We start from the raw sequence: 20518 nt of genomic DNA on the forward strand, positions 1-20518 counted from the left end.
GAAAGTCAAAAACCAATTGACCATTTTTGACCTTTGAGAATATTATAGCATCTTTCTCAGAAGAATCAAGCAATTGAACTTTAAATAGAATCCGATCACACATATAAAAATCGAGAAATAGCTTAGACAAATACTTCATTTTGTCATACAATAACCTCAGTCTAAAAATATACAGAAAGCGGTGAATAAATAATGGTCGAAAATTCGTTTGAACAACAAATCAATGCGCTGAAGGAAGGAACGATCTCTGAGCTGATCGTCGATCCGCAGGATTTTCCTGCGTTTAGGGAAGCGTGGAAGAATTTACCAGATCGGATGTCGATTGTCGGAGAAGCTGGATTAAATGGACGAATTATATATCATTATATGAAAGAAGAAAATTAAGAGGGCCGTTCAATCAATAAAAAATAGGTGAAAAGTGTTGTATCTACCTTAAAAAAATGGTAATCTTAAAAATTGAAAGGGTCTTTTCTTGATGTCTGTTTTATTCGAATCAAGCAGAGAAAGGAAAACCCTAACATAAAAAATTATTTTACTTACGAAGGAGACCGATTCATATGGAAAAGAAAGATTTTCACATCGTAGCAGAAACAGGGATTCACGCTCGTCCAGCTACATTATTAGTACAAACTGCAAGTAAATTCAACTCAGATATCAACTTAGAATACAAAGGTAAATCTGTTAACCTTAAATCAATCATGGGCGTTATGTCTCTAGGCGTTGGCCAAGGTTCAGACGTTACTATCTCAGTTGATGGTGTAGACGAAGCTGATGCATTAGCAGCAATCGTTGACACAATGAAAAAAGAAGGATTGTCAGAATAATGTCTGATATGCTAAAAGGAATTGCCGCAAGTGATGGTGTCGCTATCGCTAAAGCTTACCTGTTAGTTCAACCTGATTTATCTTTCGACAAAAAATCTGTAGAAGATACTGCTGCGGAAGAAAGCCGTTTAGATGATGCTTTAGCAAAATCAACGACTGAACTGCAAGCAATCAGAGAAAAAGCAGCTCAAAGCCTTGGCGAAGAAGAAGCGCAAGTTTTTGATGCGCATTTGATGGTTTTATCTGACCCTGAAATGATTGGTCAAATCAAACAAAACATCCAAGATAATAAAGTAAATGCTGAAGCAGCATTAAAAGAAGTGACTGATATGTATATCGGTATGTTCGAAGCAATGGATGACAATGCCTACATGCAAGAACGTGCAGCAGATATTCGCGATGTTGCAAAACGTATTTTAGCTCACTTACTAGGGGTTACGCTTCCTAATCCTTCAATGATTAACGAAGAAGTGGTTGTGGTTGCTCATGACTTGACTCCAAGTGATACTGCTCAGTTAGACCGTACATATGTGAAAGCATTTGTAACGGATATCGGTGGACGTACGTCTCACTCTGCTATTATGGCGCGTTCTCTTGAAATTCCTGCGATCGTAGGAACAAAAGAAATCACTGCAAAAGTGAAAGAAGGCGATATTTTAGCGGTAAACGGGATCGATGGCGATGTGATCGTTCATCCAACGGACGCTGAAAAAGCTGATTTTGAAGCAAAAGGTAAAGCGTATGCTGACCTTAAAGCTGAATGGGATAAATTAAAACATGCTGAAACAGTGACTGCTGACGGCAAACATATCGAATTAGCTGCCAATATTGGTACACCTAAAGATTTAGAAGGCGTACACAACAATGGCGGAGAAGCTGTTGGTTTATACCGTACAGAATTCTTATACATGGATTCTCCGGACTTCCCGACAGAAGAAGATCAATATGTTGCATACAAAGCTGTACTAGAAGGCATGGACGGCAAACCTGTCGTGGTTCGTACAATGGATATCGGTGGAGACAAAGAATTACCTTATCTTCAATTACCGCATGAAATGAACCCGTTCTTAGGTTACCGTGCATTACGCATCAGCTTATCTGAACGCGGCGATGATATGTTCCGCACACAAATGCGTGCATTATTACGTGCTTCTGTTCATGGTAACTTACGTATCATGTTCCCAATGGTTGCTACATTGAAAGAATTCAGAGCAGCGAAGAAAATCTTCGATGAAGAAAAAGCAAAATTAGTTTCTGAAGGAACAAGCGTATCTGATACGATTCAAGTCGGTATCATGATCGAAATTCCTGCAGCAGCTGTGATTGCGGATAAATTCGCCAAAGAAGTTGACTTCTTTAGTATCGGAACAAATGACTTGATCCAATACACAATGGCAGCAGACCGTATGAACGAACGTGTTTCTTACCTATACCAACCATACAATCCTTCAATCTTACGTTTGATCAAAAACGTGATCGATGCATCTCATGCAGAAGGCAAATGGACTGGTATGTGTGGAGAAATGGCGGGTGACCAAACTGCAGTGCCTCTATTAGTAGGGATGGGCTTAGATGAGTTCTCTATGAGTGCAACATCTATTCTTAAAACACGCAGCTTGATGAAACGTCTAGATACTAAGAAAATGACTGAACTTGCGGATCGTGCGTTGAATGACTGCGATACAATGGAAGAAGTTATGGAATTGGTTGAAGAGTTCACAAAATAAGAATTTAAAGCTTCTGTTGTTTAGACATGTGTCTAAACAACAGAAGCTTTTTTTGTATAAGAACTCTTTTATGATTTGATATGCTGCTTGATCTTTTTTATTGCCCATTCGTAGTGACTGGAAGTTGCGGAAACACAGTAGCTTCCTAGTGTAGATGTTCCAGTCCAAGTCAATGTATTTTTAGCGAATAATTCTTCATTCGTGAATGTCTCAATCATTTTTAATACCTCAGCATGGCTATTTTTTAGAAGTTCCTTTGCCTCATTCAGAGAGGTATTTTGGTGTTTTTCTATAAATTCTTCATTGAGTTTACCGTAAGTTCGCCAATTATAGGGAGTGGGTATGAAAGGCTTTGCTTCGCCGTTTTGATTAGAGTCTACCCAATTTAAAAGCAATTGATGCCATTCATATAAATGAATCAGCACATCCCGCAAATTCTTATCACGTTGCCAGTGAGCTTCCTTTCTTTTTTCCAAAAAGGTTTCACTAAAGACAAATGATGCATTCTGTTTTTCAGCAGACATAGAATCGATCAGCTGCCATAATTTCGAAAACTGTTCGTCTGCTGTTGTGATCAAGTCTATTTTAGTTGTAGGTCTGGGCATAATATACACTCTCCTTTGCATTTATATTTTCATAGTAGCATAGGTAAGGTGACAGCTGTTTGTCACTTTATAGATTTAAATAATTTTTCTTTATCTCTTCGACCTGAGTCAGTAACTTTTTTTCTACATGTGCTGGTGAGAGGACTTTGACTGAAGCACCTAAAGATAAAAGAAAAGAGTATAGCCAATAATCTTCCGGTAATAGCGCATCTACAAGCAAAGAGCCGTCTTGATTGATCTGGATATCCTGCATATCAAATTCATCATACGCTCTGAAAGCAATCTCTTTTGTGAATAAAAGAGTTAAATGCAATAAAGTCGGGCTGTCTTTTTCTTCAAGAGCAGGAACGGTGTAGCTACTTCTAGAAAAAGCTTCGTCAAGTATTTCCAAATCAGTGATCCTATTGATTTTATAAGTTCTGTAATCTTGTTTTGAAATGCAGTAAGCTTGTAGATACCAGGCTTTAGATTTAAAGAGTAATTTTAATGGATAAACGATTTTTAAACTTGTTGATCCGTAAGAGGTTGCATAGGAAAAAGAAAGAGCTTTATCTGTAAGGACAGCATTTTTCAAAAGTTCAAATTTTTGATTGTCGGGATCTGTTTTCCCCCAACGGGAAAAGTCAACTTCGATCCAACTAGTGTCAGTCTTTTTAAAAAGAGTTTGAAGTTTTGATAAAGTCGTTGCAGCATTTAAATGATGTGTCACATCTAAGCTTTGAAGAGCAAAGAGAATTTGATCTTGTTCGTCAGCTGAAATCATCGATTTGTCTAACACGTAATGATCAAGCAGAGAGATCCCGCCGCCTTTTCCTTTAGTTGTGTAAATTGGAATACCAGCGATAGATAACGCTTCTATGTCACGTAAAATCGTCCGTTTAGAGACTTCGAAATGTTTTGCTAACTCCATTGTCGTCATCTTTTTTCTTTCGAGTAGAAGATAGACGATTTCAAACATTCTATTTAGTTTCATAATATATCACCCACTTATTTTGAATATACATAAAAAAACAACTATCCTACAGAGGAGAACAAATTTTTAAATTCAATAAAGGTAGTACTTTGAACAGAAAAGATAAAAATTACACAACGTTTATTGATGACTTATGAAAACTGCTGAAAAAATTGTTCTCCTAATCGAGTTAAAGTGACACTCCGGTTGTCTGAATTCTGATAAATATATTCCTTCCTAATAATCATCTCCAGAAAAGCTTTCCCTAAATTTCCGCCTAAGTGGAATGTTCGTTCAGTCCAATCTAAACAAGGTTTAGCGAAGATCCCAGCCCTTTTTTTCACTTCATTAGTGTCTATTTCAATACGATTTAAAAAGAGTAAACCTTCATGTGTGAGTTCGACTTGGTTATTTGCTAAGATCAGATAATTTTTTGCAATCAGAAAATCAAAAAATGTGACACCTAAAGCTCCTGCCAGATGGTGGTAACAGGTTCGACCACATTTTAATTCCTGAAACTCTTTATTTTGATTATAGGAGCTGATTTTTTTGACAGGACTGATCAGCATCAAGCTTTCCAGAAGCTCTGCTACCGCAGGATTTATCAATTGGTAGTAAACATGGCGGCCTTGTCTGTAATAAGTCACCCATTCCAAAGCTTCAAGTTTCTTCAAGTGGTAAGAAGCTGTTTGGTCTTTTATTTTCACTGCTTGCGCGATTTCATGGACCGTGTGAAATGTTCCGTCCATCAAAAGTGTCAAAATTTCTAAGCGTGACTGATCGGCTAATAGTTTCGTTGTCTGCTGTAAATCTGGAAAACCATTCATTTTTTTCTCCTTTAATAGTTCGATACGCATCGAGGTTTATCGTTAGTATACTATATTTAGAGGTGAAAGATATGTTTAAAAAAGTAGAAAAAACAAGTTTTTATTATGGATTTCCAGTCGTGTTGATGACAACGAAAGATTTAGAGACTGATCGAGACAACATCACTCCGATCAGTTCTACTTGGACATTAGGCAAGTCAATTGTTCTAGGGATCGGTTTGCATAACAAAGGATTTTTGAATCTCAAAGTAGGGAGTGAAGTGACACTTAATCTTGCTGATAAAACCCTTTGGAAAAATATTGAACGAATTGCGCAAGTTACAGGAACTAAACAGATTCCAGAGTATAAGAAGCAGGCAGGCTACTCATATTGTGCAGATAAATTTGATTTAGGGAACTTCACTAAGCTAGCTGGTCAAGAGGTTCAAACAGTAAGGATCAAGGAATGTCCGATTCAAATAGAAGCAATGGTCGCAACTATTTCCCTCAGAGAAGAGTTTGCAATCGTTGAGTGTACGATAAAAGGGATTTTTATTGATGAAAAAATCTTGCATGATGAGCGATACATAAATGTTGATCTGTGGCATCCGCTTATTTACAAATTTAGAGAATATACGACGACGACGCAAGGAATCGGGAAGAATTTTCGGTTCCAAGAATTTGATAGTACTATTTAGATGAAACCGATAATAATTAGAAATTAGTATAACAAAAACGCAAGATATCTCCTAAAATTTTCTTAAAACGGAGCCTCCTTAAAGCATATTGAAAAAGATTACTGTATAGTAATATGCAAGAACAAGTTTTTATAGGAGGATTTTTATGAAACATAAACAAAAAAAACTCGCACTTGCGATGACCTTACTTTTGATTTCAGCAGGTGTCTATAATGGAACCACAGCTTTTGCCACACAACAAACGTCAACTGATAGTACTGCAACTAGTGAATCAACGACAACAACAAGCAGCTCTGAAAAAGTACTTCAAATCAATGCAGTTGCGTTAGGAAATGCTTTGACTCAAGAACAAAAAGACTATACCTTGAAAGCACTTGGTGCAAAGGGCGAAACACCAACCTATACAACGAATGGATCAGATTTGATGAGCTTCATCCCAGATGGTGGTTTTAACGCAGAATGGGCAGTGTATAGCTCAGTTCGTATGGAAACTCAAAAGAAAGGTTCAGGAATCACAGTGGATATCGCGACAACTGAAAATATCACGAAAATCACTGCCGCTCAATACCAAAATGCCGCCTTGACGGCTGGTATCTCTGATGCCAAATTGACGGTTGCTTCCGCTGTACCGATCGATGGTTCTGGCGCATTGGCAGGTGTCTATAAGATCGTTGAAGAATCTGGCGGCATCATCAATCGTGACCGTGTTGGCGTAGCGCAAGATGAAATGGACGTTTTATCTAAGATCACAGAGGAAAATAAAGACAAGGAAGGTTATTCCGATGAAGCGCTAAATGCAGCTCAGGAAGAAGCCAAAAAAGAATTAGCAGCTAAAACAGCTGATGGCACAAAGTTAACCAAGGAAGATATCCAGCAAGCAGTTGATAATGCATTAAAAAGCCAAGGCATCCAAGATGTCATGACCTCAGATCAAGTCAATGAATTGACTACCTTGATGAGTGACATGAAAGATAAAAATATTTTTGATGATTTTGTGAACCAACTAGATTTAACCAAAACGAAAGAACAACTTCAAGAAAAATCTAAGGGACTTTGGGAAAATATCAAAAGCTTTTTCAGTGGTCTTTGGGATTCGATCACAGGGAAATAGTTTGGCGAATTAGTCTAGAAAATAATCTAAAACAGACATACAAATAAAAAGAGATGAAATGAAAGTGAAAACTTTTATTTCATCTCTTTTTTTGTTTTGATTTAAGTTGAAATAGGTTTATTGTTCTAACTTTCATAATGTAACATTAAAATTGCTTTTTAAATCATTTGTAGTGTGTGATATTTAGAACATAACCTGATTAAAAGATGGAAAGAATGTTTTAAAGATAGGAAGGATTGTATGAAGATTGGACAATTGATCAAAGAAAGTAGAGAAAGGAAAAACATGACGCAACAACAATTAGCTGATCAGTTTCACGTAACAAGACAAACAGTGTCACGATGGGAGAATGAACAGTCGTATCCGAATTTAGATACATTGGTCGAATTAAGTTTCTTTTTTGAATTTTCTTTGGACGAAATTTTAAAAGGAGAAGGAAAAGACTAGATGAAAAGGAAATAAACTGACTTAAAGCTTTGAATATAAAAGAGGATCATGGAAGAAGTTCTTTGGTTCTCTTTTTTGTGGTGCTTAGGAGATTTGAGGGGATGGAAGTAGAAAAGATGTTTTTTTATGAGACTTTAAAATGGAAAAACAGTAATCTTTCTGATTAAAAATGGGTTCTAATGAAAAAAATATTGTTCTATTAGTTATTTATTGATATCATTATAAAGTATGGTTTTAGGAAATGGATCATGAGTAGATCAAGTAATTTAAGTATCGGTGGCATTGTGAGTCAATCGACAGTGCTTTAAACAGTATCAAAATATCAATGACGAATTCCAGTACAATGTTGCAGAAAATAGGCATACGATGCAATTGATCAATGATTTTCAACGAGGTGAAGTTAATTGAAAGATACTGACATTAACAAACGAGAACTTTCAGAGATAAAAAAAATAAAACGGAGGACATTAGTTGCCTTTCTAGGGGTGTTTTTAATAATTGTTATTGGAATAGTAGGGAAACTATATATGGATAATAAAATGTTTCATAATGAGATGGTGAATGTGGTAAAAAGCGATCAAGCTAAAAAATTAATTGAAAAAGGATTGCGCAATTTAGATTCAAAAGCATTAACATATGAGGGAGTCATTAAATCATATGAAATAGATTATGAAAGTATAGAACAGAATCCTATGGGTGGGATTATGTTTGATGTGATTGTAAATGATGAGATGGAACTTAGAGTATATAATATTTTGGCTAAAGATGCTGCCAAAGGAACTTTAGAAAATTCTGGTGGTGGAAATACAGCTAAGTTAGAGGAGTTATTAACTTCCAGAGGGACATCCTATAAAAATAAATAATAATAGTAAAACAATAGGATACATGTCAAAAGTAGTCAATGAAAAAAACAGGCAAACAAGCATACCTTATTACAAATGATAGTCCCAAGGTATAAAGACCAAAAGAAGTGAAAATAACAAGCAAATCTTAAATAATACCTGGAAAATTTATGATAATACCAATATTTAGAAACATAACAGGAATCATTTTCCTTATAATCTACTTATAGAGGTGAAACTAAATGAATGACACAGAAAAGAATGAACAACAAGTTTCAGAGATAAAAAAAATAAAACAGAAAACAATAGTTACCTTTCTCGGAGTGTTTTTGATAATTATTATTGGAATAGGAGGGAAAATATACATGGATAACATAAGATTTCATGATGAAATGGTAAATGTAGTAAAAAGTGGGCAGGCAAAAGAAATAATTGAAGAAGGATTAAAAAATTTGGATTCAAAAGCATTAACATCGGAAGGGATCATCAAATCCTATAAAATTGATTATGAGAGTGTTGAACATAATCCTATGGGCGGGATCAATGGTAAGTTATATATAAATAGTACAGAAAATTTATATGTGACTTTTATTTTAGACGTGGATTCAGAAGGTAATTTAGACAGAAATCATGGGATTTCAAGTTATTCGTCTGAATTAGATAATATGCTGAAGGAGAGAAATAATGGGTAAAACATATACAGATGATGAACGTGTCCAAATTGCAAAAAAAGAGTATGATAATTTGAAAAAAATGATCCAGTTACTATTAATAATGGAAAAACAACAATAGGTTATGTTTCAAAAGTAGTAAATAACAAAAAAACAGGCGAACAAGCATATATCATTACAGACGGCAATCCAAAGGTACAAAGACCAGAAGAGGTAAATCATGTAACGGTACTGTTTCAAGGATCAACGGGGATAGATAAAATCGGTGAAAATCCAAAAGAAGTCAAAAGTGACTGGCTGGATAATAATGCCAAGATTTTAAACAATATTAATAAAAGCTACAGAGTATCGGATGCAATACTAGAACCTACCAAACAAATGAAATCTTCGGCTGAAACATTGAACAATGCGATGAATAAATATTCTAATGCAACATTTGATATATATGGACATTCTCAATCGTCAACTAATGGGCAGTACGCGCTAGGTTCTCTTGATTCAAAAAAGAAACTAAATCGGATAAATGGCGCATTCTTTTACCAAGGACCAAACGCTTATTGCATGATGGATAAAGAGCAACGAAAAATGGCAAATCAACTAAAAGATCGAATTTTTAATTTTGTTGATGATAAAGATCTAGTCCCAATTGGTTACGAACTTTACCCTAATCATATAGGAACGCTGATTTATGTGAATTCTAAAAAAGTTGGCAAAATTGATCAACATATGTGGGGTGGCTATCAGTTCAAAAATGGTGAGTTGAACGTGTCAAAAGAATCGCTAAAACAATTCAGACAAGCAAAACATGCGTATAATATGCGGGTAATAAAGGGGCAGCTGACTGCATTAGAACGATTGAAGAAGAAATTAACGAAAAGCGGAGGCGGTCTTTCTTCTGGAGAACGTATCTATTTAGAAGATAGCAGAGCCTTAGCCGTTGTCAGTCATGCGTCAGCGGAATTTGAAGCAGCCATGTTGTCTGTTGTCATGATCTATCAAAAAGGGATACAAGAAGCAGAAAAACTATGGACAGAAACACTGACAGATGCTCGCACAATTGGGGTCGATCTATCAGAAGGAGAAATTCTCTCTGCCCTAGAAAGTGTGGGCTGCTCGAAACAAAGTATTGTGGCAGAGCCGACGAATGACTATAAAGAAAAAATACATAAAGCGAAAACAATGAATGATAAGTTCCGGCAATTAGCACAAGAAATCCGAAGTAAAATCAATACATTCGTTCAAAAAGATCAAGAATTATCGAAACAATTAAAAGGGCTTGTTTCGTAAGCGTTAGGAGAAAGAAGATGGATACAGAAGAAGCCGTGCGACTAGAATGCCAAAGAAGTAGAGCAGATTTAGAAGAACAAGAAGATACAGTAAAATTCTTAATCCGTAACGGACAAGAGTACACGGAAGATATTTTCGCTCACACCCATCATTTGTTAAGCAAACGAGGATATTCGCAAGAGATAGTCCAAGATATGCAGCGGGCGTTACAATGGGATGAGGCCGATTATTTAGAAGAATTAGAACTAGAGCGCAGAGAACTTCTCATGCAACAAGAAGAAGTGGAGCAACAGTATCGGAAAAAGCGTCAAGAACTAGAGGAGTAGGAGGAATAAAGGGGTGTCAAAAAAGGGAAAAGAACGGGAAAGAAAAGAGCGAGAAAAAGCGTTTCGGAAAGAAAGTCAAAAAATAGCAGTGCAAGCTCTTGGAAGAAGTGCAAGTGAGCAGAAAATTTCAGATAAAAAGTCCATAAAAACAAAAGGAGAAAAAGAAATGAGTGAAGCAGCTGCTATGATTGGAAAAACAGGAAGCTCATTTCAAGAATCTGTGCAGGGACAATTTGGAACAAAAATAACCGAAGTATTTGACCAGCAGAAACAAATGTTAGATTCTTTCTAAAATTGAAGCATGTCAGGGCATGAACCTATATTTGATAACAAAGTTATTCAATAAAGGTAAATGAGATTCAGGAAAACAAAAAAATAGAAATCTTGAATTAATAAAAATAAGCTACTAAAATAAATCAACTTAACCGCTATTTATGGCGGTTATTTTTTTATGCAGAAATGAGATAGTAGGATAAGGTGAAAAACATTTTATAAAACTGTTTTAAATTGTAAAAAAGTATCGATTTAATAAGCCAGATAGTTAAATAAGAATAAATAGATAGAAAAATATTTTGATGTGGAATGATAGGCTGAGTTAGTTAATATAAAGTATAAAAGCTATTGTTAGAAATTACTTACTCATGATATACTTATATTGCAATATTTACGCTTGATTACTGCGTAAGTTAAATTATTAATGAATATAAGATAGTCATTTTTCAAAAAATGTATACATAATTAACGAAAGGAAGTATTTAATTGGCAGAGGCAAAATTTGAAGAAGCTCTAATTAAGAAACTTGAAGCAGAAGGCTGGACATATTGTAAAGATTTTTCCAATGTTAGTATAAAAAAACTTGAACAACATTGGCGTGATATTTTGAATGAAAAAAATGCCCATAAATTAAATGGAACACTATTATCTGACACTGAATTTAGTCTGATTCTTCAAGAAATACAACGCATCCGCACCCCCTATGATGCTCAACTTTTATTAGTAGGTGCTGGGGGAATTGGATCGATTCCAATTACTCGTGATGATGGTTCTAGTTTAGAAGTTGAAATTTTTTATGAAGATGATGTGGGAGCTGGGCGCTCAAAATATGAAATCGTCAATCAAATAAGGTTTGATGATTTACCTAAAGGTCTGACAACAAAACGAATAATTGATATAGCACTACTTATTAATGGTATTCCTGTTGTCCATATTGAAGAAAAAGATGAACATATTCAAAATCAATGGCAAGCTTTTGAGCAACTTAAAGGCTATCATGGTGATGGATTATATGAAGGCTTATTTGCATTTGTACAAGTACAATTTATAATGAGTCAACATTCAGCGCATTATTTTGCTCGACCAAATGCTTTTGAACATTACAACAAAACATTTGTTTTTGGTTGGCGAGATGAAAATAATAATGATATTACTGACGCATTTGAATTTGCTCAGCAAGTCATGGGGATTCCAAAACTTCATCGTTTGGTTACAGTCAATATGATTCCAGATGCATCAAATGACAACTTGATGGTGATGCGTAGTTATCAAATTCAAGCGACACGTGAAATCTTACAGCGTGTGCAAAATATGGAATCAAGTGGTCTGATTCAAAAGGAAGGTGGCTATATTTGGCATACAACTGGTTCTGGGAAAACTGTTACTTCTTTTAAAGTTGCTCAACTTTTGGCATCAGTAGGAAAGATTCGAAATGTATTATTTATCGTGGATCGCGTCGATTTAATTGACCAAACACTTGAAAATTTCAAGGATTTTGCTTATATGCACTTTAAAAAGCGTATTAAGAAAGTGGATGGTCGAGGATTAAAACAGGCATTAAAACATAAAGGAGCATCACAAATTTTGTTGATTTCTGTTCAAGGATTAACAAAAGCTGTTAAGCGAGGACTAGAAAACGATGATTGGAACGTCATTATTATGGATGAAGCTCATCGAAGTGCAAGTGGAGAGTCAGTACAGTTAATAAAACAGGCGTTTAAGAAAACGACATGGTTTGGTTTTACTGGTACGCCTAATTTTTATAGCGATGAAATAAACGATGTTAAAACTACTCGTGATATCTCAACACATGATATTTTTGGTAAACGTCTACATACATATACCATTAAAGACGCAATTGGAGATGGAAATGTTTTAGGTTTTGATGTGACGTATTTCAAACCTCATTGGGTTGTTGAACATCCACAAACTGATTTTTCTGAAAAAGATTACGAAAAGGAAGTTTATCAAAGTGATGTCTATCGTCAAGAAGTAGTGCAAGATATTCTTTCTAACTGGCGAAAAACTTCTAGTGGAGCATTGATTGCAGGAAGACGTGAAGAAAATACTTTTCAAGCAATGCTTGCGGTATCTGGTAAACAAGCGGTTGTACATTACTACAATATTTTTAAGGCGAAAGCTCCACATTTAAATGTGGCAATGACTTTTTCTCGTGATGAATCTAATGAGCATGGTACTAAAGAGCAAAATGAAGCACTTAAAAAGGCAATCAAAGAATATACAAGAAAATTCAATGTTCCGAGTATTTTGGATGCAAAAGATCCTGCTCGAGCGTATATGCAAGATATCTCTAAGCGACTAGCTCGTAAAAAGCCGTATAACCAAGGAAAAGAAGAAGATCGACTAGACTTAGTTATTGTTTCAGATCAATTATTGACCGGTTTTGACTCGAAGTATCTTAATATGATTTATATGGACAAAATGCTAAAAGAAGGAATGCTCATTCAGGCAATGTCTCGGACTAATCGAACATACGACCGTAATAGTAAACCTCATGGAAAAGTCCGTTTTTATCGTCAAGGGGATGAAATGCAAGAATTTGTTGAAAATGCATTACGCATTTATACAAGGGGAGGAAATGACACTCTTCAAGAGGCTGAAAAAGAAACCGAAAAGCAGCCACCAAAAGAGCTAGAGGATGATGATATCTTAGCTAAGCCACAAAGTCACCAAATAAATGATTTGGAAAAAGCAGTTTCTAGATTAAAAGAGCTTGCTGGAGTTGATTTTAGTCAAATTCCTCGTGGAGAAAACGATTTAAAAGAATTTGTAAATCTTGGATTAGCAACACAAAATAAAATTCAACGATTAGTGCAGCAAGGATACGAATTAGGTAGCGAAATTGAAGAATTAGATGAAAATCGCAAACCAACTGGAAAGAATGTTCAACTCGATATTTCAAGTATTGAAGAATTTGGCGCATTACAAGCTAGACTGAATGATGCTAGAGAGAAGCTACCGCCAAAAGATCGTCCCGACCTCACTGAAATCAAAATTGGCATCAAATTTTATGATCATCAAATTATCGATTATGATATGCTAGTGGAGCTTTTGAATGCGTTTATTGATGATAAAACTGAAACAAATAAAGAAGCAATCGATAAACATATTACGCCTATGGACGATGAAAGTCGTCAAGAAATCAATGAGATTGTTGAAGATATTGAATCTGGTGATATTACGGAACACTTCACGAGTGAATCTCTTCAAGAAACACGAAAAAAATATCGTACAGAACGACGGGAATTAAGAATTCGAAGATGGGCAGCAAACCAAGATGTGAATGGAAATCGGATTGTAGAAGCATTTGATTTATTTCTTCCAGGGCATACACTCATTGATAATCAAAGACTTGCAGATCTTGTGCATGCGATTGAAGAGGAAGAAAATATCGGATTCTTTGGAGCATCAGACTTCGAAGAATCTTTGATGACCTTTTTTAATTCATTATAAGTAAATAAGTACTTCTTATAAATAATAGAAAGTAGGAAAAATGTAATGGCACTTTCGAATGAACAGCAAACCAAGATGTGGGCAATGCTTAATCAAACACGAGGGCAAATTGGATTAACAGCGTACAAAGACTATATATTTGGTATTTTATTTTATAAATTTTTATCAGAAAAAGCAACTCATTGGTTAGAAGGTGTTTTGCGTGGTGAAACGTGGGAAAAGATTTATTCTCAAGATTCTACGAAGGCTCTAGATTATATGAAAAAAAATCTTGGCTATGCGATTCGACCAAATGATTTTTTTGAAGATTGGAAAAAGGCAATTGATGCAGATCGTTTCAATATTGGAATGATGACTGATACTTTTGGACATTTCAACCAGCAAATCGCACCAGCAGCTAAAGGAGATTTTGAAGGTATTTTTGATGGTATGCGTTTTGATAGTGCTGACTTAGGAGCGAATGCACAAGCTCGTGCTAGTGTAATGATTTCTATGATTGAGTTACTATCGGCTCCTGAATTTGATTTGTCTGGTAGCGACGATACTGTTTCAGATATTTATGAATATTTAGTTGCACAGTTTGCGACTGTATTGGCATCTGATATGGGACAATATTACACACCTAAAGAAATTTCGGATGTAATGGCACGTATTTTAACATTCGGTAAAGAGGATAGTGAACGATTTTCAATTTATGATCCGACAGTTGGTTCAGGTTCACTTTTACTTACAACAGCTAGCTATATGAAAAATTCGCATAAGCGTGGAATGATTAAGTACTATGGTCAAGAAAAAGATGCTACGCCGTACCGCTTAGCAAGAATGAACTTGATGATGCATGGTGTTGAATACAACGATATAAGTATTAACCATGCGGATACACTTGAAAGTGATTGGCCAGATGGGGTTGTAGAAGGAAAAGACACTCCGCGAATGTTTGATGCTGTAATGGCAAATCCACCTTATTCGGCTCATTGGGATAGCAAAGATCGTGAAGACGACCCTCGTTGGCGTGAATATGGTGTTGCGCCTAAAACAAAAGCTGATTACGGTTTCTTATTGCATTGCTTATATCATTTAGAAGACAGTGGACGTATGGCGATTATTTTACCACATGGGGTACTATTTCGTGGCGCAGCAGAAGGTCGTATTCGTAAGGCATTAATTGAAAAACACCAAATTGAAACTATAATAGGTTTTCCAGATAAACTATTTTTAAATGCATCTATTCCAGTGTGTGTCATAATTTTAAGGAAAAATCGAGCTGAATCAGATGTTCTATTTGTCGATGCAAGTAAAGATTTTGAGAAATTGAGAAGCCAAAAACAGTTACGTTCTGAAGATATTGAAAAGATTGTTAAGACAGTGATTGAACGGAAAAAAATTGAAAAATATTCTTATATTGCAACATTGAATGAGATTAAAGAGAATGATTATAACTTGAATATTCCTCGATATGTAGATACTTTTGAGGAAGAAGAACCTATTAACATCATCGAAGTTAGTAAAGATTTGATGAAGTTGAATGCTGAGATTAAACAAGCAGAAAATAATTTTTTGTCTATGTTAAATGATCTCGCAGTGACTCCCGAAACTAAAGATTTGATAGAAGCTACAAAAGGAGTCTTTTATGATGGATAAAAAAGATGCTCCAAAACTACGGTTTAAGGGCTTTTCCGACGCTTGGGAACAGCGTAAGTTGGAGAAAATTGCTAGCTTCTCTAAAGGTAATGGATATACTAAGAATGATTTAATTGAATCTGGAGACCCAATAATTTTATATGGCCGTTTGTATACAAATTATGAAACGGTTATTGAAAGTGTAGATACATTTGTATCAAAAAAAGATAAATCAGCTATAAGTGAAGGAAATGAAGTGATAGTCCCGGCTTCAGGAGAGTCATCGAAAGATATTTCAAGAGCTTCGGTTGTTGCTGCTCCAGGCATTATTTTAGGAGGAGATTTAAACATTATTAAGCCTGTAACTTATATAGATTCTACTTTTTTAGCTTTAACAATTTCTAATGGATCACAACAAAAAGAAATGTCTAAAAGAGCACAAGGTAAATCTGTAGTACATCTTCATAATTCTGATTTAAAACAAGTTAATTTATTATATCCAAAAATTGAAGAACAACAAAAAATTGGTGCTTTTTTTCAGAAACTCGACAACACTATCACTCTTCATCAACGTAAGTTAGAAACCTTAAAACAGATGAAGAAAGGGTTTCTACAGCAGATGTTCCCAGTAAATGATGGAAAAGTACCAAGGGTACGGTTCGCTCACTTTGAGGAAGAATGGGAACAGCGTAATATAAAAGTAATATCAAAAGTTTTTATTGGTTTGGTTACTTCGATGACTGAAAACTATCGTAATGAAGGAACTCTTTTAATTCGTAATTCGGATATTAAATCAGGAAAATTTGAATTTGCGGATAATCCTATCTATCTTGATGAAGCTTTTGCAGAAAGGAATGCTTCCCGACGCCTAGAATTAGGTGATGTTGTTACAGTACACACAGGTGATATTGGAACATCCACAGTTATTGGTGAACGAGAGCGCGGAGCAATTGGATTTGCCACAATTAATACTCGCCCGAATCAGGATGTACTAAATTCAGATTACTTAAGTACCTATTTCAACACAACAAAACACAAAGAATGGGCTATTAAGATGTCTACTGGCGATGGTCGAAGTAATTACAATCTATATGATTTTAATCGTTTGATGATCCCGCTACCAAATTTAGAAGAACAACAGAAGATCGGTACATTCTTCAAACAGCTCGATAGCACTATCACTTTTCATCAACAAAAACTAGAGCAACTTAAAACCTTAAAAAAATCCTACCTCCAGAACATGTTTATCTAATCAAACATTTACACCCACAACATCTCCCTAGATAATAAATAGAGATGATGAACTCATCTATCAATTATCTGGGAGGTTTTTTATGAAGACAAAAAGAAGAAAAGAGCAACTATTTCATGAGTACTTTAAAGAATGGGTGAATCTTTACAAAGTGGGGGCTATTCGTTCTATTACTTTGCAAAAATACTATGTAGCCGAACAAAAATTACAAGAACTTGCACCAAATCTAAAACTAAAAGAATTAGATCGATATAGCTATCAACAATTATTAAATGATTATGCGCTTACTCATGAAAAACAAACTACTATGGATTTTCATCATCATTTGAAAGGTGCTATTTTAGATGCAGTAGATGAAGGTGTTCTTACACAAAATCCTACAAGAAAAATTGTTATAAAAGGAAAAGCTCCCCGGCCTAAAAAAGCAAAATTTCTAAATCAATTTGAAGTTCAAGCCTTATTAAAAGAGTTGAATTTAACAGAAGAAATTAATTGGGATTGGTTTATCTTGTTAGTTGTTAAAACAGGTCTTCGCTTCTCAGAAGCATTAGCTTTAACACCTTTAGATTTTGATTTCTCCAAACAAAAAATAGAAATTAATAAAACTTGGAATTACAAAAAGGCAACTGGTTCTTTCCAACCAACAAAAAATGAATCTTCCAATAGAAAGGTTCAAATCGACTGGCAATTAGCTATGCAATTTTCACAATTAATCAAAGCGAAAGAATCAGATAAACCAATTTTTGTTAAAAGCAGAGTATTCAATTCCACTATTAATAATCGTTTGGGAGTATTGTGCACTCGTGCAAACATCCCAATCATTACAGTTCATAGTTTACGACACACCCATGCATCATTACTGTTATTTGCAGGTGTCTCAATTGCCAGCGTTGCAAATCGTTTGGGACATTCTAGTATGACGACAACACAAGAAACATACCTTCATATTATTCAGGAATTGGAAAATCAGGATAACGATAAAATTATCCGACATTTATCAATGTTGATGTAATAAATAAACCCCATTAAGCTAGCGGAAAAACTTGATGGGGTTTATTTTATATGAACATATTTTGTAAATAGGCTTTTTTTTAAATTTTGAGTTGATCTAATTTTTGTTGATGAAGGGTGATAGTTTTATCCATAGACTTGAAAAATTGTCCAAGTCTTCGCTGCTCAATAACATCTTGAGGTATCGAGAGCTGCAATTCACGCAAATCTTGAATTCCGACTGACTGACGAGTGGAGCCGTTACTAAAAGACTTAAACTGCTTTTGAAACGCTGGTGTATTCATTGTCGAATAAAGGAAATCAAGGACATTTGTATTATAAAATTGTATAACGGACATTGTTGGTGAAACCGCGTATTTCCCAATGTCAGAGCGGAGTCGAATAACTTTACCGAGAGATGCAACCCTTCCAATTCCGATAGAAGGCACGCTTAAATCATATCTAGCGTGATGTTCGTCATAAATATGTTCACTCACTATCCTCGCATAATTGTGGTTGATGTTTCCTAATTCATCAACATCACCAATTCCAATGAAAGGAATGCCTTCGTTAATTGCTTCTGGAGCTCTATGACTAGGGTGCGGGTCAATAACTTTTGAAATTTCCCCCAACTTACGCTGTTCCCATTCTTCCTCAAAGTGAGCGAACCGTACCCTTGGTACTTTTCCATCATTTACTGGGAACATCTGCTGTAGAAACCCTTTCTTCATCTGTTTTAAGGTTTCTAACTTACGTTGATGAAGAGTGATAGTGTTGTCGAGTTTCTGAAAAAAAGCACCAATTTTTTGCTGTTCCTTATTATTTGGCAATGCTATTTCTTGATTCCGTACTAACTCAGAATTTAAATTTACTTGGCTACCTGGTTGTCCATATTTTTGCCATTTTGGTCTAAACGCTTCAAGCCATTGAAACATACATTCTCTTTCAAATATAGGATTTAAAAATATTAAAAAACCATCATGAACACCAGTTTTAACATAATTTACCACTGGCTTTCCAACTGTTCCAGCAATACTTAACAATAAATGTGGTTCAGTTAAAACTCGTGTCTTTTCTTGACCTAATTTTGATATATTTTGTTCAAGATAATGTATCCTTCCGTCTTGCTCAGTAACATCAGCGATTCTTAACCAACCAACATCACTTTCAGTATCAAACCATTTTGGGTCTTGTATAGGTCTTGGACTTGCTCCACGAACAATAGTTGCTAAATCTCCTAACTTACGCTGTTCCCAAGCTTATCATAATATTGGGAACAGTGATATTGAAGTACTAATTTTCAAACCAGTATGTCATCTATTAACTTATTCTTCTTCGCGCATTGACTCAGGCAACTTTAGTTCAACCTGCAACACAAACGACTTTCATCTAATTCCCTCAAGCCTTGCTGTATCTGTGTTACCATCTGCTCAACATAAAACAAAAAAACGCTATTGGAGTTTGTGGACTACCAATACCGCCATCAATTCCTAGAAAAAACGCAAGAACTAACTAAAATACCTTCTTTAAACTAAAACTTTCCAAATGTGCTAGAAAATAAAAGAAAAATTAGGTACAATAAAAGAACTAGTGCGAAAGTGCTAGTAATTGGCAACTTGTATAGATAGTTTGCGCTGTCTATGCAAGGCTTCATCATTTGATTGCTGTCAGATGATGAAGTGCCTTTTTGTTTTATATTAAAAAATACCTCCTTTCATTAAATTGTAGAATAGAAAAAACGATACTAGGTAAACTCACCCAATATCGTTTGCAATAGTCCTCAAGAAACAACAATCACTTTTTTCTGTACACAAAAACAAGATCTCCATAAAAATAGACGGATTTTAGGTACGCTGAAAAAAGCTAGTATCTGCTGCTAGCACTATTGGCAACTTGTTTGGGCAGTTTGCGCTGTCATTACAAGACTTCATCTATCTGGTTGCTGCCGGACAGTGAAGTGCCAATTCAATTTTATATTCTGATTTCAACAGTTCATTTCCACATGAGCTGTTTTTTATTGCTGATCATAACATTTTTTTTAGCTGATGATTAGCAATCCTTGATGACAGAAGGGAGAAAGTTCTCCTTTCTATTCTACTTCCTCAGTATATACAAAAAGTACAAGAGAAATCTAGTCACTTTTGTAAAAAATAGTATTAAATAACAACTTGATTTGTTCTCTTATATATAAGGAAAAATAACAGAGAAATAATTTTTTGAAAGCTTCATTTTATAGATATAATCATGGCAAATGGAAATAAAATCGCGCGTTTAAAAGTTTAATTTAGTATGATATAATTAACTTATAGAAAAGTTATGACGGTGGCTACTTCTGAAAGGTGGTGGTGCTTATGGATGTAAGTACTGAAATCTATGGAGGGAGGATGCCTTTTTCCGCATTAGACACAATTAAACTGATATTAAGCTTTGGTATGTTTACCATTGCTTTGATCCGTTTAGTTGTAGAAATGCATAAAAACGACAAAAAGAAATAACCAGTCATCAACTTTAGCAAGTGAACTGGTTATTTTTTTAATAAAAAACTTTCCTACCGTCTTAAACGGTTCTATATAAGAGAGGTATGTTCGAGCATATCTCTCTTGCTCAATTTAA

Annotated in this window: 19 protein-coding genes and 1 pseudogene; 16 read left to right on the forward strand and 4 right to left on the reverse strand. The window is 35.1% G+C overall.

What is annotated here, in order from left to right:
* Positions 1 to 192: 192 nt before the first annotated feature.
* The 3 genes from IGI58_RS12985 to ptsP all read left to right on the forward strand — a co-directional run bounded on the left by IGI58_RS12985 (position 193) and on the right by ptsP (position 2551).
* Positions 193 to 384 carry a hypothetical protein gene (locus tag IGI58_RS12985; protein ID WP_429953082.1) on the forward strand — a complete coding sequence of 64 codons (192 nt, stop codon included), beginning with the start codon at positions 193 to 195 and terminating at the stop codon, positions 382 to 384.
* A gap of 173 nt (positions 385 to 557) precedes the next feature.
* On the forward strand, positions 558 to 824 hold the full coding sequence (locus IGI58_RS12990; RefSeq protein ID WP_010765749.1) for a phosphocarrier protein HPr: 267 nt from the start codon (positions 558 to 560) through the stop codon (positions 822 to 824).
* On the forward strand, positions 824 to 2551 hold the full coding sequence (gene ptsP, locus IGI58_RS12995) for a phosphoenolpyruvate--protein phosphotransferase (RefSeq protein ID WP_225532910.1): 1728 nt from the start codon (positions 824 to 826) through the stop codon (positions 2549 to 2551). Before IGI58_RS12990 ends, ptsP begins: the two co-directional genes overlap by 1 nt.
* A 68-nt stretch (positions 2552 to 2619) precedes the next feature.
* Here ptsP and IGI58_RS13000 read toward each other — a convergent pair whose 3' ends face one another.
* The 3 genes from IGI58_RS13000 to IGI58_RS13010 form a co-directional block, all read right to left on the reverse strand.
* Entirely contained in the window at positions 2620 to 3156 is a 537-nt protein-coding gene (locus IGI58_RS13000) for a ClbS/DfsB family four-helix bundle protein (RefSeq protein WP_429953081.1), read from the reverse strand.
* Between the two features lie 67 nt (positions 3157 to 3223).
* Positions 3224 to 4129: a helix-turn-helix transcriptional regulator gene (locus IGI58_RS13005; RefSeq protein ID WP_429953080.1), complete on the reverse strand. Its 906-nt coding sequence runs from the start codon at positions 4127 to 4129 to the stop codon at positions 3224 to 3226.
* A 131-nt stretch (positions 4130 to 4260) separates the two neighbouring features.
* Positions 4261 to 4935, reverse strand: coding sequence for an ArsR/SmtB family transcription factor (locus IGI58_RS13010; RefSeq protein WP_429953079.1), 675 nt, complete (start codon positions 4933 to 4935; stop codon positions 4261 to 4263).
* Between the two features lie 71 nt (positions 4936 to 5006).
* On the opposite strand from IGI58_RS13010, the gene IGI58_RS13015 reads away from it, so the two are divergent.
* The 12 genes from IGI58_RS13015 to IGI58_RS13070 all read left to right on the forward strand — a co-directional run bounded on the left by IGI58_RS13015 (position 5007) and on the right by IGI58_RS13070 (position 17927).
* Entirely contained in the window at positions 5007 to 5612 is a 606-nt protein-coding gene (locus IGI58_RS13015; protein ID WP_429956325.1) for a flavin reductase, read from the forward strand.
* A 145-nt stretch (positions 5613 to 5757) separates the two neighbouring features.
* Entirely contained in the window at positions 5758 to 6723 is a 966-nt protein-coding gene (locus tag IGI58_RS13020; RefSeq protein WP_429953077.1) for a DUF1002 domain-containing protein, read from the forward strand.
* A gap of 240 nt (positions 6724 to 6963) precedes the next feature.
* The gene (locus IGI58_RS13025; RefSeq protein WP_429953076.1) at positions 6964 to 7170 is read left to right on the forward strand and encodes a helix-turn-helix transcriptional regulator; all 207 of its coding nucleotides are present in this window, start codon (positions 6964 to 6966) and stop codon (positions 7168 to 7170) included.
* Positions 7171 to 7574: 404 nt separating this feature from the next.
* Complete coding sequence (locus IGI58_RS13030; RefSeq protein WP_429953075.1) at positions 7575 to 8033, forward strand: DUF1310 family protein; 459 nt, start codon at positions 7575 to 7577, stop codon at positions 8031 to 8033.
* A gap of 221 nt (positions 8034 to 8254) precedes the next feature.
* Complete coding sequence (locus tag IGI58_RS13035; RefSeq protein ID WP_429953074.1) at positions 8255 to 8704, forward strand: DUF1310 family protein; 450 nt, start codon at positions 8255 to 8257, stop codon at positions 8702 to 8704.
* 357 nt (positions 8705 to 9061) lie between these two features.
* The gene (locus IGI58_RS13040; RefSeq protein WP_429953073.1) at positions 9062 to 9970 is read left to right on the forward strand and encodes a hypothetical protein; all 909 of its coding nucleotides are present in this window, start codon (positions 9062 to 9064) and stop codon (positions 9968 to 9970) included.
* 17 nt (positions 9971 to 9987) lie between these two features.
* Positions 9988 to 10296, forward strand: coding sequence for a hypothetical protein (locus IGI58_RS13045; protein ID WP_429953072.1), 309 nt, complete (start codon positions 9988 to 9990; stop codon positions 10294 to 10296).
* Positions 10297 to 10309: 13 nt separating this feature from the next.
* Complete coding sequence (locus IGI58_RS13050) at positions 10310 to 10588, forward strand: hypothetical protein (protein ID WP_429953071.1); 279 nt, start codon at positions 10310 to 10312, stop codon at positions 10586 to 10588.
* 467 nt (positions 10589 to 11055) lie between these two features.
* Entirely contained in the window at positions 11056 to 14043 is a 2988-nt protein-coding gene (locus IGI58_RS13055; RefSeq protein WP_429953070.1) for a type I restriction endonuclease subunit R, read from the forward strand.
* A gap of 45 nt (positions 14044 to 14088) precedes the next feature.
* Positions 14089 to 15684 (forward strand): type I restriction-modification system subunit M, encoded by a 1596-nt coding sequence (locus tag IGI58_RS13060; protein WP_429953069.1) that lies wholly within the window; start codon positions 14089 to 14091, stop codon positions 15682 to 15684.
* A complete protein-coding gene (locus tag IGI58_RS13065) occupies positions 15677 to 16915 on the forward strand; it encodes a restriction endonuclease subunit S (RefSeq protein WP_429956326.1) in 1239 nt (412 codons plus the stop codon). The genes IGI58_RS13060 and IGI58_RS13065 overlap by 8 nt, the downstream gene beginning before the upstream one ends.
* An 82-nt stretch (positions 16916 to 16997) precedes the next feature.
* The gene (locus IGI58_RS13070) at positions 16998 to 17927 is read left to right on the forward strand and encodes a site-specific integrase (RefSeq protein WP_429953067.1); all 930 of its coding nucleotides are present in this window, start codon (positions 16998 to 17000) and stop codon (positions 17925 to 17927) included.
* Positions 17928 to 18006: 79 nt separating this feature from the next.
* Here the strand turns inward: IGI58_RS13070 and IGI58_RS13075 are convergent.
* Positions 18007 to 19161 (reverse strand): annotated as a pseudogene (locus IGI58_RS13075) (restriction endonuclease subunit S); the annotation flags it as partial.
* Positions 19162 to 20256: 1095 nt separating this feature from the next.
* Here IGI58_RS13075 and IGI58_RS13080 point away from each other — a divergent pair.
* A complete protein-coding gene (locus IGI58_RS13080; RefSeq protein WP_429953065.1) occupies positions 20257 to 20400 on the forward strand; it encodes a putative holin-like toxin in 144 nt (47 codons plus the stop codon).
* Positions 20401 to 20518: the final 118 nt, after the last annotated feature.

It is taken from the genome of Enterococcus sp. AZ020 (assembly GCF_050499205.1).
In the GTDB taxonomy this organism is placed as follows: Bacteria; Bacillota; Bacilli; order Lactobacillales; family Enterococcaceae; genus Enterococcus_L; species Enterococcus_L dunnyi.